Here is a 14818-nt window from a genome sequence, read left to right on the forward strand (position 1 = left end):
ACCCGAAGTGCCCCTCGCGTCCACCGGCGAGCTGGTGACCCGTGCCGCCGAAGCCCGCAGTGCCGTCGCCGCGTTCAACGTCATCACACTGGAACACGTCGAAGCCGTCATCGCCGGTGCCGAGGCGGCCGGCGCCCCCGTCGTCCTCCAGGTCAGCGAGAACGCGGTCAAGTTCCGGTACGGGCGGCTGCTGCCGCTGGCCCGTGCCGCCACTGCCGCCGCCGAACGCGCCGCGATTCCGGTGGCGTTGCACCTGGACCATGTGCAGAGCGACGACCTGCTGCGGCAGGCGCCGGACGCCGGCTTCAGCTCGGTGATGTACGACGCGGCCCGGCTGCCCTACGCCGACAACCTCGCCGCGACCCGGGCCGCGGCGGACTGGGCCCACTCCCAAGGGCTCCACATCGAGGCCGAGTTGGGAGAGGTCGGCGGCAAGGACGGACGGCCGCCGCTGGACGCCCATGCGCCCGGTGCCCGTACCGACCCCGCCCAGGCACGGGACTTCGTCGCCGGGACCGGGGTCGACGCCCTCGCCGTCGCCGTCGGCAGCAGCCACGCCATGACGACCCGTACCGCCGCCCTCGACCACGCCCTGCTCAAACAGCTGTCCGCCGCGCTGTCCGTGCCACTGGTGCTGCACGGGTCCTCCGGGGTGCCGGACGACGGCCTGGTGGCGGCGGTCGCGGGCGGCATCGCCAAGGTCAACGTGGGTACGGCGCTCAACATCGCCATGACCGGGGCGATCCGGGAGTTCCTCGCCGCGCATCCGGAGGCGGTCGACTCCCGCAAATACCTCAGCGTGGGGCGGGAGGCGATGGCCGAGGAGGTGCGGCGGATCATCGGGGTGCTCGGGGAGGGTCGGGACTGACGTGGCGCTTCGCCCCTTCGGGACGGGCGTTGGCGGTGCTCGCTCCGTGCATCGCCACGAACTGGTGGCCGGTGGCGCAAGCCGGGGCGGAGCTGCTGGAGGGCTGGGGCCGGGCGGCGGAGGCGATCGCGCCGGCCCGCCCGTACGCGCAGGCCGGTGACCGGCCGGCGCTGGTCTTCTTCGCGCGCCTGCCGGCCCGCCACGGCGGCAGCGGCGAGGCGTTCGGACTGCTGCGCTCCGGGGTCCGCCTCGGCCGCGTCGAAGACGCCGTACGAGTCCTCCAGCAGCCGAGGACCAGACCGGCCCCACCCACCCGGGGCGGTGCCCACTCCACCGAACCACCGTGCTGACCACGGGGCTGGCGCCCCCACGGCGCCTCGCGGGCCGGCCCGTCGCCGCATGGTGCTCACCGACACGGTGACCGGGGCTGAGCCGTGCCCGGTCCGCAGGCCGGGAAACGGGCCGGGGACCGGCCTTGCGTGAGGGATGCACCCGCGGCTGACCCGCCGCAGCGGGGCGGCCGTCCTGGAGGCGAAGGCACGGCCGGCGCGCACCGCCGTGTACGTCGCAGTGGTCAGCTGCTTCGCCGGCGGAAGTCCAGCATGTGGAAGACCTTGTCGTAGCGGCGTTCGCCGACGGCGACGAAGTCGGGGAGACGGCCGTATTCGGTGAAGCCCAGCGACCGGTAGAGGCGCAGGGCCGCGGTGTTGTCGCCACGGGCGTCCAGGGTGAGGACCTCGATCCCCGCCTCCCGCGCGTCGGCGATCAAGGCGGCGGTCAGTGCGCGGCCGACGCCACGACCATGGGCAGCGGCATCCACCGCGATCTTCTCCAGATCGGCGTGTGGCCGATGGGTCGGCCGGGTGTAGCGCAGCCAGTAGCCCAACCCGACAAGCCGACGGTCGAGGTAAGCGGCACGCAGGGCCGCGTCCCCGGCCCGCACCGCGGAGACGACGTGGCCGAGAAGCTCCACCACGTCATCCCGCGAGGGTGGTTCAATCCAGCCCAGCGCGGCACCTCCGCCGACCAGGTCCGCCAGGATCCGGTGGGCCGACTCCGCGAACCGGGCCTCCAGTGCCGGATCGGAAGTCAGCTCCTCGGCGTCGAGGATGACGGGCTCAGTGGTCATACCGGTGGTCATGGCCGGCAGCCTAGCCAGCCCGAGGCCGAGCCAGTGCGGTCAGCTCCTCTTCACCGCCCTCAGCAGCACGAACTTCGGGTCGCTGGCGACCAGTTCGCAGTTGCCGAAGATCCGCTTCAGTGTCACGTGATAGCCCAGGTGCCGATTGCCGATCACCCACAACTCGCCCCCGGCCCGCAGCACCCGCCGTGCTCCGGTGAACATGCGGCGGGCCGTCGCGTCGGTGGTCGCCTGATGGGAGTGGAACGGGGGGTTGTTCAGCACGAGGTCCACGCTGTCGGGGGCCACCCCGGTGAGTCCGTCGCCGACGCGGAATTCGGCGTGTCCGGGCACACCGTTGGCCTTGTAGGTGGCCTCCGCCGAGGCCACCGCCTGGAACGACTCGTCCACGAAGAGCACTTCGGCGGCCGGGTCGGCGAGCGCCAGCGCCGTACCGACCACCCCGTTGCCGCAGCCCAGGTCCACCACGCGGGCCGGACCCGGGCCGGGGAGGTGCCGGAGGAGGAAGCGGGTGCCGATGTCCAGCCGTTCGGCGCAGAAGACGCCCGCGTGGTTGACGACCGGGCGACCCGAGATCGCGCCGACGCCGTCCGGGAGGTCGTAGACGTACGGCCACGGATTGGCGGGCCGGCGCAGCGCCGGGTCGGGCGTGCAGAAGATCAGCCGGGCCTTCTGGCGGGCCAGCGACGTCCGGGTGGGACCGAGAATCCGCTCGAAGAGCTGAAGCGTGGAGGTGTGGATCTCCTTCACCATGCCGGTGCCGATCACCACCGTGCCCGCGTGCACGGCCGGCGCCAGCCGCAGCAGCTGGTCCTCCAGCAGCGCGAGGCTCTTCGGCACCCGCACCAGCAGCACGTCCACCCGCTCGGGCGGCCGGTCCTGGGTGGTCAGCAGCGGCACGGCGCCGGGTTCGACACCCGCCCGCGCCAGATTGGCGCGGGTCGCCTCCTGGCCCAGGAACGAGTCGGTGATCTGGCTCGGCCGGTGCTCCGCCAGCGCCGTGGCCAGCGCGCCCCAGCGGTCCCCGAGCACCACCACCTGCCCGGTGAGCGGCACCTGCTCCTCGGCCAGGTGCCGCAGCAGATAGGCGTCGGAGGCGTCCCAGGCACGCAGCCGGTCGCGGGGATCCTCGGGGAAGCGGGACAGCTCGACCTCGCCCCACGGTGTCGTCATACGGTCGCTCATCGCGCTCCAGGCTAGCGGAACCGCAGCTCAGGCCCCTTGGCACGGGAGGGGCCCCGGGGTGGGCCGGTGGGGCAGGATGGGGAGGTGGACGCGGAACTGTTCCCCCGTGGGCGCGCGGACCTCGCGCCCGGCGCCGTGCACCTGCCGGACTGGCTGCCCGCCGAGCGGCAGCGCGAGCTGCTCGCCGCCTGCCGGGACTGGGCGCGGCCCCCCGCCGGACTGCGCACCGTGCGCACCCCGGGCGGCGGCACCATGACCGCCCGCCAGGTCTGCCTCGGCCTGCACTGGGGCGTCGTACGCGCCTGCCCCGAGTGCGGGCGGGCCGTACGGGACAACCCCGAGTGCCCCGGACCGCACTCGTATCCGTACGCCTACACCCGCACGGCCCTCGACGGCGACGGCGCCCCCGTCAAGCCCTTCCCGGACCGGCTCGGCGAGCTGGCCCGGCGCGCGGTGGCCGAGACACTCGGCCCGGACGCCGTACCCGGCGCCCCGTACGACATCGCGCTGATCAACTTCTACGACGGTGCCGCGCACATGGGCATGCACCGCGACAGCGACGAACGCGCGGACGCGCCCGTGGTCTCGCTGAGCCTCGGCGACGCCTGTGTCTTCCGCTTCGGCAACACCGCGACCCGGACCCGGCCCTACACCGACGTGCAGCTGCGCAGCGGCGACCTGTTCGTCTTCGGCGGACCGGCCCGCACCGCCTACCACGGCGTGCCCCGCGTCCACCCGGGCACGGCACCGCCCTGGCTGGGCCTGGCCGGGCGGCTGAACATCACCCTGCGGGTGAGCGGGCTGTGACGGCGGCGCGGGCCACCGGGGATGCGGATCATGGGAGACTCGCCCTCATGAGCGGCAAGGCGGAACCCCGGGCGGCGGGGGAGAGGACCACCAGGGCGCGGCTGGACCGGGGGCGGGGCGCGCTCGGCCCCGCGCTGGAGCTGGTGCACACCGGGCGGGCGCCGACCCGGGCGGTGCTCACCGCGGAACTCGGCGTCACCCGGGCCACGGCCGGGGCGGTCGCCGCCGAGCTGGAGGCCCTCGGTCTGATCCGGGTGGACGTCCGGCCGGCCGCCGCGGCCGGCTCCCAGGGCCGCCCCTCGCACCGGCTGGACGTCGCCGAGGACGGCCCGGTGGCGCTGGCCGCGCAGGTGCACGCCGACGGCTTCCGGGCCGCGCTGGTCGGCCTCGGCGGGCGGATCGTGGCCACCGCGCCCGGCTGCCAGACCGTGGAGGCCGACCCGGCGAAGGTGCTCGGCTCGGTCGTCGAGGCGGGCGCGGAACTGCTGCGCGACACCGGCCGCCGCTGTGTCGGCGCCGGACTCGCCGTGCCGTCCGCCGTCGCCGAGCCCGACGGCCTCGCCCTCAACCCGCTTCACCTGGCCTGGGCCGTCGGCGCCCCCGTCCGCCGCATCTTCGCCGAGTGCGTGCGCGCGGCGGGCATCACCGGGCCCGCCTTCGCGGGCAACGACGTCAACCTCGCCGCGCTCGCCGAACACCGGCACGGCGCCGGCCGGGGCGCCCGCGACCTGCTGTGCGTGGCCACCGGGCACCGGGGCGTCGGCGGCGCCCTGGTCCTCGACGGCCGGCTGCACACCGGCAGTTCGGGGCTCGCCCTGGAGGTCGGCCACCTGACCGTCAACCCCGAGGGCCGCCCCTGTCACTGCGGCGGCCGGGGCTGCCTGGATGTGGAGGCGGACCCGCTGGCGCTGCTCGTGGAGGCGGGCCGCGATCCGGGTCCCGAGGTGTCCCTGCTCCAGCAGGCCAACGACCTGCTGCTCAACCAGTACGACGACCCCGCCGTGCGCAGGGCCGCCGAGGCCCTGATCGACCGGCTCGGGCTCGGTCTCGCCGGTCTCGTCAACATCCTGAACCCCGACCGCATCATCCTCGGCGGGCTGCATCGCACCCTGCTGGGCGCCGACCCGAGCCGGCTGCGCGCGGTCGTCGCCGACCGCAGCCTGTGGGGGCAGAGCGGCGGCGTGCCGATCCTGCCCTGCACCCTCGACCACAACAGCCTGGTCGGGGCGGCCGAACTGGCCTGGCAGCCGGTGCTGGACGACCCGTTGGGCGCGCTGCGCTGAACTCCCGGGCGGTGCGGCCTACTTCCAGTCGACCGCGAACGCCCGCGACGGGTGCTCGGTGAGGATCCGGTCCACCAGGTCCTGCCCGAACTCCTCCGCCAGCCGCGGCCGTACCCGCCGCAGCAGGTACGGCATCCCGGGCCCGCCGTCGACCGAGCGGGCCCCGGCGGTCACCGTGTCGCCGCCGAGCAGCAGCCGGTCGCCGTACCCGGCCTCGGCGAGGGACCGCACGGCGGCCGGCATCCGCCAGTCGGTCGGGTGGTGGGCGCGGGACGGACCGTCGAAGGCGAGCCAGCAGCCGGACGCGGCGGCCTGCCGGTGCACCACCGGATCGGGGAAGCGGTTCAGATGGCCGAGGATCACCCGCTCCCCGGGAACCCCCAACTCGCCGCAGAGCAGGTCCAGTACGTCGAGCGCACCGGTGCCCAGCTCCAGATGGACGGCGATGGGCGCGCCGGTGGCGTGGTGTGCCTCGGCCGCCGCCGTCATCGTCCAGCGGGCGTGTTCGTCGAGGGCGTGGAAACCGCCCGCCACCTTGATCAGCCCGGCGCGTACGCCGGTCGTGCCGATGCCCTCGGTCAGTTCGGCGACGAACACCTCCGCCAGCCGGCCCCGCAGCCGCGCCACCCGTTCCGGTGCCGTGTGCGGTGCCTGGTGCAGCCCGGTCGCGCAGACCAGGTGCACCCCCGTCGCCCGGGACAGGCCGGCGAGGTCGGCCGCCCGGCGCCCCATGCCGTGCGGCGTCCACTGCACGACGGCCGCGCCGCCCGCCGCCCGGAAGGCCTCCAGCTCGGCCCGTGCGGCGTCGGCGTCGTCCAGCTCCTGACCCGGCAACTGCCTGCTGCGCAGGAAGAGATGGTCGTGCGCGTCGCAGACGCCCAGCCGCTCGGGAGCGAGGTCGCCGAGGACCGTGCGGACCCGGCTCACCACTGCCGGCCGCGGGGGAGCAGGTCGCGCCCGGGGGCGGGCGGACGCGGGACCCGGAAGCGGCCGCCCTCGGCCTCGGGGACGTCGTGCTCCCAGGGGGAGAAGCGGACCGGCTCCCGGTGGTGCGGGCCGACGGCCGCCCTCGGCGCCGCCAAGTCGGCTCCCGACGGGACCGGTTGCCGCCGCCGTACGGCGAACCCCGCGCGGGTGCCGGCGCCCTCGGCGTGGCCGGGGTCGTCGTCCCGGTCGTCCAGCGGATGCCCGAGCCGGTCGGCGCGGGCGCGGCGGACGTCGGTGTCGTGGTCCGCCGGGGGCGTCACGTACCGCGGCGCGTGCATCGAGTCGCCCCTCCTCAGACGGTGCGCGGTGCGAGCAGGGCGAGGAGGCCGTCGACGGCCGTGTCGAAGGCGGCCGGGGAACCGGCGGCGCGGGCGAGCACATAGCCGCCCTGCACGGTCGCGAGGACGGCCGCGCCGATCTGCCCGCCGTCCAGCTCCGGCGCGAACTGCCCCTGCGCCTTGCCCTCTTCGACGATTCCCGCGATCCGTTCCCGGATCCAGGTGAGCGTCTCGTCCACCGGGGCGCGCAGTTCGTCGCTCGCCATCACGTCCGGGTCCATGGTCAGCCGGCCGATCGGACAGCCGCGCAGCACCGCGCGCTCGCGCCGCAGATACGCCACGATGCGCTCGTAGGGCGTGCCCGGTCCGCCCAGGGCGCGCTCGGCCGCGGCCCGCAGCTCCTCGGCGGTCCGCCGGATCGCCGTCAGGGCGAGGTCCGGCTTGCCCTTGAAGTGGTGGTACATGCTGCCCTGGCCGGCGCCCGCGCGCTCCAGGATCGCCTTGGGGCTGGTGCCCACGTACCCGCGCTCCCACAGCAGCTCGCGGGTGGACTCGATCAGTCGTTCGGAGGTGCTCATGCCAGCAGTGTACATACTGGTAGATACAGTGATCGGCGTGGTGCACGGGCCCGGCGGGCGGGGTGTGCCGCCCGCCCGCCGGGCGCCCGGAGACCGGTCAGCGGGGCCCGCCGCCACCGCCCGCGCCGCTCGCGGCCGAGGCCGCCGCGGGGACCGGTGCCCGCGGCGCGGTGGCGGTCCCCGCCGAAGCGGCGGCGACCGTCGTGGCGACGGCCCCGGCGGTCGCGACGGCACCCGCCGTGACGCTCGCCCGCACCGTGGCGACGGTCTCGGCCGGTACCGGCACCGGCTGGTGGTCCGGTGCGGGGCAGGGTGTATGGGCCGGCCGGCCGGAGGACGCCGGCAGGGTGAACCAGACGACCTTCCCGTTGTCGCCGTCCGGTCGCGCGCCCCAGCTCTCGCTCACCGCGGCCACCATCGCCAGGCCCCGCCCGCAGGTCGCGAGCGGTGTGGCGTCGGCCGGGTCGGCGTCGTCGGCCGGTACCGGCAGGCGCGGGTCGTGGTCGCGCACCGACACCGTGAGCCGGTCCGGCGCGAACTCCAGCTCCACGGTGCACGACTTGTCGGGTCTGGCGTGCCGGTGGACGTTGCTGAGCAGCTCCGTCACGCCGAGCGCGGCACGGTCTATCAACGGGTCGAGACGCCAGTAGCGCAATTGCGCAGATACGATTCTGCGGACCTGGCCGATCCGCGACGGCAGGGCTTGGAGCTCCACCGTGCAGTGCCTGCTTGGGTAACTGATCACGGCTGCGACTCCCCGATGTGAGGTCCGGAAGGGAACCGGCAAAACACGGAGAACAACGGATCCAGCAGGCCCCCCGGGAAAGCGGCCGCCTGCTGTCGAGGCCGGCGGGCTGGTTCGCAGCGTTATCGCCGGTAAACCCAGAGTGACGTGAGACCAGCGTGGCGCAGGGGGCACCCGTGCGCAACTCGCCGCGTCCGTACGGACGGGCGGGGATCACGCGGGCGTCGCGGCGCCGGACGCGCCCGTCCCGGCCGGGGCGGGGTGCGCCCGGCGCCCGGCCGCTCAGCCGCCGCGTCCCGCGGCGCGGCGGACCGCTTCGATGAACCGGCGGGCCGCCGGCGGTCCCGGCTCGCCGGGAGCCGGGTCCTGCTCGCCCAGGGTCAGCAGGTACCGCTCGCCGTTCAGGTCGGCCAGTGCCTTGTCGTCCGGGGCGAACCACGGTTTGGAGGCGCGCACCGCCTGCACCGGTGCGCTGTCGATCTCGCTGCCGTAGCTGTTGAGCAACTCCACCCTGCCGTCGCTGATCCGGACCTGTCCGGCCCGGGTGAGCGAACGCATCCGTTTGCCGATCCGCACGCCCTTGGCAGTGAACTCCGGCTCCGCCATCCCTCGCCGCCCCCTTGTGCGCGTGTTCCCGTGTTCCGGTGTGCGCCCCCGTTCGCGTGCGGGACCATCGTCCCGCACGCGTGCAGTCTGCCGCGCCGCGGCACGGAGCACCAGTGCGCGCGGGGGCGCGCGGAACAGCGGCCCGGAGCACGCGCCCGGCCGCGCCTGCCCTCTCGTACGCCTGTGCCCCAGGGTCGCTTTGGGCCCTCCAAAGATGCGTTTATGCAGGTGGGAAGCGGTCTGAAAGATGCCTATGCTCAAGGTGCCGGCCGCCATGGGCGCCGTCGGCGCAGAGCGTAAGGAGCCCCGCCGTGAGCATCACCCCACAGATCCGGACCGGCGCCACCCTCGACGTCGACCGCAGCGACCCCGCCTACCGCGGCTGGCTGAAGGAGGCCGTGCGCAAGGTGCAGGCCGACGCCAACCGCTCGGCGGACACGCACCTGCTGCGTTTCCCGCTGCCCGAACGCTGGGGCATCGACCTCTATCTGAAGGACGAGTCGACGCACCCCACCGGCAGCCTCAAGCACCGTCTCGCCCGCTCCCTGTTCCTCTACGGCCTCTGCAATGGCTGGATCCGCCCCGGGCGCCCGGTGATCGAGGCATCCAGCGGCTCCACCGCCGTCTCCGAGGCGTACTTCGCCAAGCTGATCGGGGTGCCCTTCATCGCGGTCATGCCCCGCACGACCAGCGCCGAGAAGTGCCGTCTGATCGAGTTCCACGGCGGGCGGTGCCACTTCGTGGACGACTCCCGGAAGATGTACGAGGAGTCGGCCCGCCTCGCGGTGGAGACCGGCGGCCACTACATGGACCAGTTCACCTACGCCGAGCGGGCCACCGACTGGCGCGGCAACAACAACATCGCCGAATCCATCTTCCGCCAGCTGGAGTTGGAGCGGTTCCCGGAGCCGGCGTGGATCGTGGCCACGGCGGGCACCGGAGGCACCTCGGCGACGCTCGCGCGCTATGTGCACTACATGCAGTACGACACCCGCATCTGCGTCGCCGACCCCGACAACTCCTGTTTCTTCGAGGGCTGGACCACCGGCGACCCGGACGTCACCTGCGACTGCGGCTCCCGGATCGAGGGCATCGGCCGGCCGCGCATGGAACCGAGCTTCGTGCCCGGCGCGATCGACCGGATGATGAAGGTCCCGGACGCGGCCAGCGTCGCCGCCGTACGGGCCCTGGAGCGGGCGATCGGCCGCAAGGCGGGCGGCTCCACCGGGACCGGACTGTGGAGCGCGCTGAAGATCGTCTCGGAGATGGTGGCCGAGGGCCGCACCGGCAGCGTCGTCACCCTGCTGTGCGATCCGGGCGACCGGTACCTCGACAAGTACTACTCGGACGCCTGGCTCGCCCGGCAGGGCCTGGACATCGCACCGTACGCGGCGGCGATCGACTCCCTGCTGGCCACGGGTGTGTGGCCGGACTGAGAGGTGCGCGCCCGGAAGGGTCCGGGGCGTGCGGCTACGATCGGACGGTGATCCAGAGCGCAGAGCTGGCCGGTGTCTTCGACGAGCTGGCCGACAGCTACGACCACGCGCACCACGAGGAGATCGCCCGGGCCCTGATCGACCGGGTGGCCCCGGGCGCGGACGACGCGGTCGCCGACGTGGCGTGCGGAGCGGGCGCCGTCGCCCTCCAGCTGGCCCGCGAACGGCCCGCCTCGGCGAAGCCCGTCCTGGCCGTCGACCTCTCCCCGGGCATGGTCGCGGTCGGCCGGGCCCGCGCCGTCGGTACGGCGAGCGCCCGGGCGATCGACTGGCGGGTGGGCGACGCCGTACCGCTGCCGGTCCCCGATCACTCGCTCGACGTCGTGTTCTGCGCGTCCTCGCTGCACTTCCTGGGCGCCGGGGCCCTGGCCGACTGGCGGCGCGCGCTGCGGCCGGGCGGCCGGGTGGGGTTCTCGCTGCCCCTGGCCACGCACTTCCGCCCCTCGCCGCGCTTCGCCGAACTCCTCGCCGGCGACGTGCCGTTGCCCGCCGACGCGCGGGAGGCGAGCGAGTGGACCGAGGCCCGCGGATTCACCGGCGCCGCGTCCCGGGTACTGGTCCTGGGCACGCGCCGCGTGGTGCTGGTCTCGGCGACCCGCCCCGACCGCGGATGACCCCCCGGCCGGACCCGTCCCGCGTGCCGGTGCGCCCGCCGGCCGCGGGCCGCCCGGCCGGACACCGGACGCGGCGTCAGCCGTCCGTGCGTCTTCGGGGCGCCCGTGCGGGCGGCCGGATGCCGGCCGGGGGCTCCAGGTAGCTCGCCCGGTCGGGGTCCCAGGCGCGCCGCAGCGGGTCGCGCACCGCCCGGACGCACAGCCCCGCCGGGGTGATCACCGCGAAGTACAGGGCGGCGAGGCCCAGTCGGAGCAGCCGTTCAGTCCCTCGGGATCGTGGCACGCCAGTCGCCCTCCTCCCGCCACGCGGGCTGGTCGCGCTTGTCCAGGAGACGGTCGCCGAGGACCAGGAGATCGATCCGGGTGCGCATGAAGCAGGCGTACGCCTCCGCCGGGTCGCGCACGATCGGCTCCCCGCGCACGTTGAAGGAGGTGTTCACCAGCACCGGGCAGCCCGTGCGCTCCCGGAAGGCGGTGAGCAGCGCGTGGAAACGCGGATTGTGCCCGGCCGTCACCGTCTGCACCCGGGCCGAGCCGTCGACATGGGTGACCGCCGGGACCGTCGAGCGCGGCACGCGCAGCAGGTCCAGACCCCGGACGCCGTCGGCCTCGGCCCCGCACTCCCGTCGCCGGGCCGCGGCCACCTGCGCCGTCAGCAGCATGTAGGGACTCTCCCGCGGCAGATCGAACCAGTCCTTGGCGTCCTCGGCCGGCACGGCGGGGGCGAAGGGGCGGAAGGACTCGCGGAACTTGGTCTTGAGGTTGAGGGTGGACTGCATGGCCGGATCGCGCGGGTCGGCGAGGATCGACCGGTTGCCCAGCGCCCGCGGGCCGAACTCCATCCGCCCCTGGAACCAGCCCACCACCCGGCCCCGCGCCAGCTCCGCCGCCACCCGCTCGACCAGTTCCCGCTCCGGCAGCCGTACGGCGGGGTAGCCGCCGCGCGCCAGGAACTCCTCGATCTCGCGGTCGTCATGGCCGGGGCCGAGCAGTGCGCCCGCCATCGCGTCCGCGCCCTTGCGCACATGGGCCCGGGGCGCGCCCCGGCGGTGCGACTCGGCCAGGGCCGCGCCGAGCGCCCCGCCCGCGTCACCGGCCGCCGGTTGCACCCAGAGTTCGTCGCACACCCCCTCGGCGAGCAGCCGGCCGTTGGCCACGCAGTTGAGCGCGACTCCGCCGGCCAGGCACAGCCGCCGTTCCCCGGTGCGGCGCAGGGCGGTGCGGGCCAGCCGCAGCAGCACCTCCTCGGTGACCTGCTGCACGGACGCCGCCAGGTCGAACTCCCTTTGCGTGAGGGGCCCTTCCGGTGTCCGGCGGGGCCCGTCGAACAGTTCCTCGAAGGCCCGGCCGACCATGGTCAGCCCGTACTGGAAGGTGAAGTGGCGCAGGTCCAGGCGGAACGAGCCGTCGTCCTTCACATCGATCAGCCGCTGCCGGATCAGGGGCGCGTAGCGGGGGGTGCCGTAGGGGGCGAGGCCCATCAGCTTGTACTCGCCCGAGTCGACCTTGAAGCCGCAGAAGTAGGTGAACGCGGAGTACAGCATGCCGAGCGAGTGCGGGAAGCGCAGCTCCGCGAGCGGGACGAGCCGGGTGTCCCGGCCGTGCCACAGGGTCGTCGTCGCCCACTCGCCCACCCCGTCGACGCAGAGCACCGCGGCAGAGGGATAGGGGCTCGGGTAGAAGGCCGACGCGGCGTGCGAGGCGTGGTGCCGGTAGGCCACCAGCGGCGGGAGCGGCCGGCCCCGCGCCAGCTCGCGCAGGCGGGCCCGCACGTCCTCCAGCGCCCGCCGCTTCCAGCCGGCCCACTGCGGGAACGAGCGCCGGAACACGGGGTAGCCGTGCGGGGCGGTCGCCAGCCAGGTGGCCAGGACCCGGCGGAACTTCAGCGCCGGGTCCTCGTAGAACGCCACGGCCGCCAGCTCGTCGAGGCGCAGTCCGCCCAGGTCCAGGCAGGAGCGGACGGCGTGGGCGGGGAAGCCGGGGTCGTGCCGGCGCCGGGTGAACCGCTCCTCCTGGGCCGCCGCGACCGGGACGCCGTCCGCCACCAGGGCCGCCGCGCTGTCGTGGTAGTAGGCGGAGATGCCCAGGACCGGGCCGCCGCCGCTGCCGGTGCCCATGTCAGAACAGGGGGTAGACGGAGGCGTCGTCCTCGGGCTGCGGGCGCAGCCGGGACGGCGGCGGTGGCGCGGGCGGGTCCGCGGGCCCCTCCGGCGGGCCGGCGGGAGCGGACGGCCGGGTGCGGCCGCGGCGGCGCAGCCAGGCGGAGAGGCGGTGGACCGCCGGGGCGGGCGGCGCCCCGCTGTCCTCGCTCATCGGGTCGCGCATCGAGGGGCTCCTCATGCCAGGTCGAGGTGGTGGGCGAGCTGCCGGGCCACCAGGTCGTAGCCGAGATCGGTGCCGTGCACACGGTCGATGAACAGCCAGTCCCCGGGCGCGGCGGCCTCGCCGAGCGCCACGTTCATGTCCAGGAAGGGCACACCGAGCCGGGCGCATCCCGCGGACAGCCGTTCGGCGTAGGCGCGGCCGACCGCCATGGTGGAGATGTCGTTGTGGAACCGGCGGAAGTTGGAGACCTCGTCCAGCTCGTCGAAGAGCAGCTTCTCCCGGGGCAGCGGTTCCTCGCGCACCCAGGGGGCGAGCGGCTGGAGCACGAAGGTCAGCCGGGCTCCGAGGCCGTCCGCGAGCGTCTTCCAGCCCGCGAGGTGACGGAGTGTCAACTCGGTGCTGTGCGCGACGCGTCGCTCGGGCGGCGGGACGACCTCGGGGGCGGGTCCGCAGTCGAAGAAGGCGCCGTGTCGGCCCTGCTTCTCCTCGGGCAGCCTGCTCAGCACCAGGTTGTTGACGCCGGACAGCAGCACGATGTCCTCGATGGGCGGCAGTTCGTGCTGGAAGAGGGTGAACAGCAGCAGTTCCTGGGCCGAGTTGTGGCTCTGGCCCGACAGGTTGAGCCAGGGCAGGCGGGGCGCGTGGGCGTTCCACAGGCGGGCGGTGATGGTGGCCGCGTCCCCGGTGGCGCCCACGCCGAAGACCGCGGAGCTGCCCGCGAGGACCCGTGCCGGGCCGTCCGGGCGGTCGTCGCCGACCGTGGCCCGCTGCCCGTCGGGGCCCGGGGTGACCCGGAAGCCGTGCCGGTCGGTGGTGTAGACGGGCGTCTTCTCGTTGCCGTACTGGAAGTAGCCCAGATACGGCTGGTCCTCCAGGACGAAGGTGTAGTGCTCCATGTGCGGGGCGAACTCGGCACGGGGTGAGGTCATCGCGAAGGGGCTCCCTGGCTTGGGTGGGGTGGGCGGGTGCTCAGCGGGCCGGGGCCGGGGGCGGCGGCTCGGGCAGGGAGCCGGGGCGGTCCTCGCGGATCAGGTCGGCGTTGATGGCCATGGCGGCCAGTCCGCCGCTGGCCGCGGCCATGGCGGCCTGCTGCATGTTCCGGCCGAGGTCCCCGGCGACGTACAGGCGGGGCAGGCTGGTGCGGCCCCGTTCGTCGGTCTGCACGGACTCCAGGTCCGGGGCCTGGAGCCAGGGGCGCAGCGGGGCCACCCGGGGCTCGATGTCGAGGTGCAGGAACATCGCCCCGTAGGAGGCGGTCCGGCCGTCGGCGAAGACGACCTCCAGGCCCTCCGGGTGCGGCCGCAGCTCGCGGACCCCCTCGGTGAGGACGGGCACCTTGGCGGCGGTGAGCCGGTCCTGTTCGTCCTCAGGCAGCGCGCGCCCGTCGGCGAGGTAGGTGATGTCGTCGGACCACACGGTCAGGGTCGAGGCCAGGCATTCGCTGGGCACCCCGCCGCCGTAGACGGCGAAGCGGCGCTCGCGCACCTCCCAGGCGTGGCAGTACGGGCACTCGAAGACCGCCTTGCCCCACAGCGGGGCGAGTCCCGGGACCGGGGGCAGTACCGAGCGGACCCCGGCGGCGTACAGCAGGGTGCGGGCGCGGACGGTGCCGGACTCCTTGGCGGTGACCACCACGTGGTCGCCGCCGGACTCGGCGGACACCACCTCGTCGTCGCGGAACGTGACGTCGTAGGCGGCGAGTTGGGCGAGGGCGCGGGCCCGGAAGTCGGCGATGGCCGCGCCGTCGTTGGTGAGGACGTTGTGCATGACGCCCGCGGCCATGTTGCGGGCGTCGCCGGAGTCGACGAGCAGTACCCGGCGGCGTGACCGGCCGAGATAAAGCGCGCCGTTCAGACCGGCGGGCCCGCCGCCGACGATCACCGTGTCATAGAGCTGCGTGTCCAA

18 protein-coding genes are annotated in these 14818 nt (G+C 74.6%); 6 read left to right on the top strand and 12 right to left on the bottom strand.

Annotated features, from left to right (window positions below):
- Window positions 1-7: 7 nt before the first annotated feature.
- Window positions 8-868 carry a class II fructose-bisphosphate aldolase gene (locus HZZ00_RS13140; RefSeq protein WP_180332347.1) on the top strand — a complete coding sequence of 287 codons (861 nt, stop codon included), beginning with the start codon at window positions 8-10 and terminating at the stop codon, window positions 866-868.
- A 35-nt stretch (window positions 869-903) separates the two neighbouring features.
- Complete coding sequence (locus HZZ00_RS13145; RefSeq protein WP_180332348.1) at window positions 904-1218, top strand: hypothetical protein; 315 nt, start codon at window positions 904-906, stop codon at window positions 1216-1218.
- 224 nt (window positions 1219-1442) lie between these two features.
- Here the strand turns inward: HZZ00_RS13145 and HZZ00_RS13150 are convergent, their stop codons facing one another.
- Both HZZ00_RS13150 and HZZ00_RS13155 read right to left on the bottom strand, forming a co-directional pair.
- On the bottom strand, window positions 1443-2009 hold the full coding sequence (locus tag HZZ00_RS13150; RefSeq protein WP_180332349.1) for a GNAT family N-acetyltransferase: 567 nt from the start codon (window positions 2007-2009) through the stop codon (window positions 1443-1445).
- 39 nt (window positions 2010-2048) lie between these two features.
- Window positions 2049-3182, bottom strand: coding sequence for a methyltransferase (locus tag HZZ00_RS13155; RefSeq protein WP_180333488.1), 1134 nt, complete (start codon window positions 3180-3182; stop codon window positions 2049-2051).
- A gap of 96 nt (window positions 3183-3278) precedes the next feature.
- On the opposite strand from HZZ00_RS13155, the gene HZZ00_RS13160 reads away from it, so the two are divergent.
- Together HZZ00_RS13160 and HZZ00_RS13165 are read left to right on the top strand one after the other, a co-directional pair.
- Window positions 3279-4001, top strand: coding sequence for an alpha-ketoglutarate-dependent dioxygenase AlkB (locus HZZ00_RS13160; protein WP_180332350.1), 723 nt, complete (start codon window positions 3279-3281; stop codon window positions 3999-4001).
- A gap of 47 nt (window positions 4002-4048) precedes the next feature.
- Complete coding sequence (locus tag HZZ00_RS13165) at window positions 4049-5284, top strand: ROK family protein (protein WP_180332351.1); 1236 nt, start codon at window positions 4049-4051, stop codon at window positions 5282-5284.
- A gap of 18 nt (window positions 5285-5302) precedes the next feature.
- Here the strand turns inward: HZZ00_RS13165 and HZZ00_RS13170 are convergent, their stop codons facing one another.
- From HZZ00_RS13170 to HZZ00_RS13190, 5 genes are all read right to left on the bottom strand, one after another.
- A complete protein-coding gene (locus HZZ00_RS13170) occupies window positions 5303-6211 on the bottom strand; it encodes a phosphotriesterase (protein ID WP_180332352.1) in 909 nt (302 codons plus the stop codon).
- The gene (locus tag HZZ00_RS13175) at window positions 6208-6549 is read right to left on the bottom strand and encodes a hypothetical protein (RefSeq protein ID WP_180332353.1); all 342 of its coding nucleotides are present in this window, start codon (window positions 6547-6549) and stop codon (window positions 6208-6210) included. The genes HZZ00_RS13170 and HZZ00_RS13175 overlap by 4 nt, the downstream gene beginning before the upstream one ends.
- A gap of 14 nt (window positions 6550-6563) precedes the next feature.
- Entirely contained in the window at window positions 6564-7142 is a 579-nt protein-coding gene (locus HZZ00_RS13180) for a TetR/AcrR family transcriptional regulator (RefSeq protein WP_180332354.1), read from the bottom strand.
- A gap of 82 nt (window positions 7143-7224) precedes the next feature.
- Window positions 7225-7872: an ATP-binding protein gene (locus HZZ00_RS13185; protein ID WP_180332355.1), complete on the bottom strand. Its 648-nt coding sequence runs from the start codon at window positions 7870-7872 to the stop codon at window positions 7225-7227.
- A 282-nt stretch (window positions 7873-8154) separates the two neighbouring features.
- Window positions 8155-8478, bottom strand: coding sequence for a hypothetical protein (locus HZZ00_RS13190; protein ID WP_070026522.1), 324 nt, complete (start codon window positions 8476-8478; stop codon window positions 8155-8157).
- 311 nt (window positions 8479-8789) lie between these two features.
- On the opposite strand from HZZ00_RS13190, the gene HZZ00_RS13195 reads away from it, so the two are divergent.
- Window positions 8790-9914: a PLP-dependent cysteine synthase family protein gene (locus HZZ00_RS13195; protein WP_180332356.1), complete on the top strand. Its 1125-nt coding sequence runs from the start codon at window positions 8790-8792 to the stop codon at window positions 9912-9914.
- Window positions 9915-9961: 47 nt separating this feature from the next.
- Window positions 9962-10588, top strand: coding sequence for a class I SAM-dependent methyltransferase (locus tag HZZ00_RS13200; RefSeq protein WP_180332357.1), 627 nt, complete (start codon window positions 9962-9964; stop codon window positions 10586-10588).
- 76 nt (window positions 10589-10664) lie between these two features.
- On the opposite strand, the gene HZZ00_RS13205 is transcribed toward HZZ00_RS13200, so the two are convergent.
- From HZZ00_RS13205 to HZZ00_RS13225, 5 genes are read right to left on the bottom strand one after another with little or no spacing between them, the layout of a single operon-like run.
- Complete coding sequence (locus HZZ00_RS13205; protein ID WP_180332358.1) at window positions 10665-10871, bottom strand: hypothetical protein; 207 nt, start codon at window positions 10869-10871, stop codon at window positions 10665-10667.
- On the bottom strand, window positions 10849-12705 hold the full coding sequence (locus HZZ00_RS13210; RefSeq protein WP_180332359.1) for a carbamoyltransferase: 1857 nt from the start codon (window positions 12703-12705) through the stop codon (window positions 10849-10851). Before HZZ00_RS13210 ends, HZZ00_RS13205 begins: the two co-directional genes overlap by 23 nt.
- Window position 12706: 1 nt before the next feature.
- Complete coding sequence (locus HZZ00_RS13215) at window positions 12707-12913, bottom strand: hypothetical protein (RefSeq protein WP_180332360.1); 207 nt, start codon at window positions 12911-12913, stop codon at window positions 12707-12709.
- 11 nt (window positions 12914-12924) lie between these two features.
- Window positions 12925-13842 carry an Inducer of phenazine A gene (locus HZZ00_RS13220; protein WP_219014004.1) on the bottom strand — a complete coding sequence of 306 codons (918 nt, stop codon included), beginning with the start codon at window positions 13840-13842 and terminating at the stop codon, window positions 12925-12927.
- Window positions 13843-13882: 40 nt separating this feature from the next.
- Window positions 13883-14818: an NAD(P)/FAD-dependent oxidoreductase gene (locus HZZ00_RS13225; RefSeq protein WP_180332361.1), complete on the bottom strand. Its 936-nt coding sequence runs from the start codon at window positions 14816-14818 to the stop codon at window positions 13883-13885.

Source organism: Streptomyces sp. NEAU-sy36 (assembly GCF_013423905.1).
Classification (GTDB): Bacteria; Actinomycetota; Actinomycetes; order Streptomycetales; family Streptomycetaceae; genus Streptomyces; species Streptomyces misionensis.

Excerpts from the sequence above, each read along its gene's own strand:
- HZZ00_RS13150 (WP_180332349.1), bottom strand. The coding sequence starts at position 2,009 with ATGACCACCGGTATGACCACTGAGCCCGTCATCCTCGACGCCGAGGAG.
- HZZ00_RS13155 (WP_180333488.1), bottom strand. The coding sequence starts at position 3,182 with ATGACGACACCGTGGGGCGAGGTCGAGCTGTCCCGCTTCCCCGAGGAT.
- HZZ00_RS13165 (WP_180332351.1), top strand. The coding sequence starts at position 4,049 with ATGAGCGGCAAGGCGGAACCCCGGGCGGCGGGGGAGAGGACCACCAGG.
- HZZ00_RS13175 (WP_180332353.1), bottom strand. The coding sequence starts at position 6,549 with ATGCACGCGCCGCGGTACGTGACGCCCCCGGCGGACCACGACACCGAC.
- HZZ00_RS13180 (WP_180332354.1), bottom strand. The coding sequence starts at position 7,142 with ATGTACACTGCTGGCATGAGCACCTCCGAACGACTGATCGAGTCCACC.
- HZZ00_RS13190 (WP_070026522.1), bottom strand. The coding sequence starts at position 8,478 with ATGGCGGAGCCGGAGTTCACTGCCAAGGGCGTGCGGATCGGCAAACGG.
- HZZ00_RS13210 (WP_180332359.1), bottom strand. The coding sequence starts at position 12,705 with ATGGGCACCGGCAGCGGCGGCGGCCCGGTCCTGGGCATCTCCGCCTAC.
- HZZ00_RS13215 (WP_180332360.1), bottom strand. The coding sequence starts at position 12,913 with ATGCGCGACCCGATGAGCGAGGACAGCGGGGCGCCGCCCGCCCCGGCG.
- HZZ00_RS13220 (WP_219014004.1), bottom strand. The coding sequence starts at position 13,842 with ATGACCTCACCCCGTGCCGAGTTCGCCCCGCACATGGAGCACTACACC.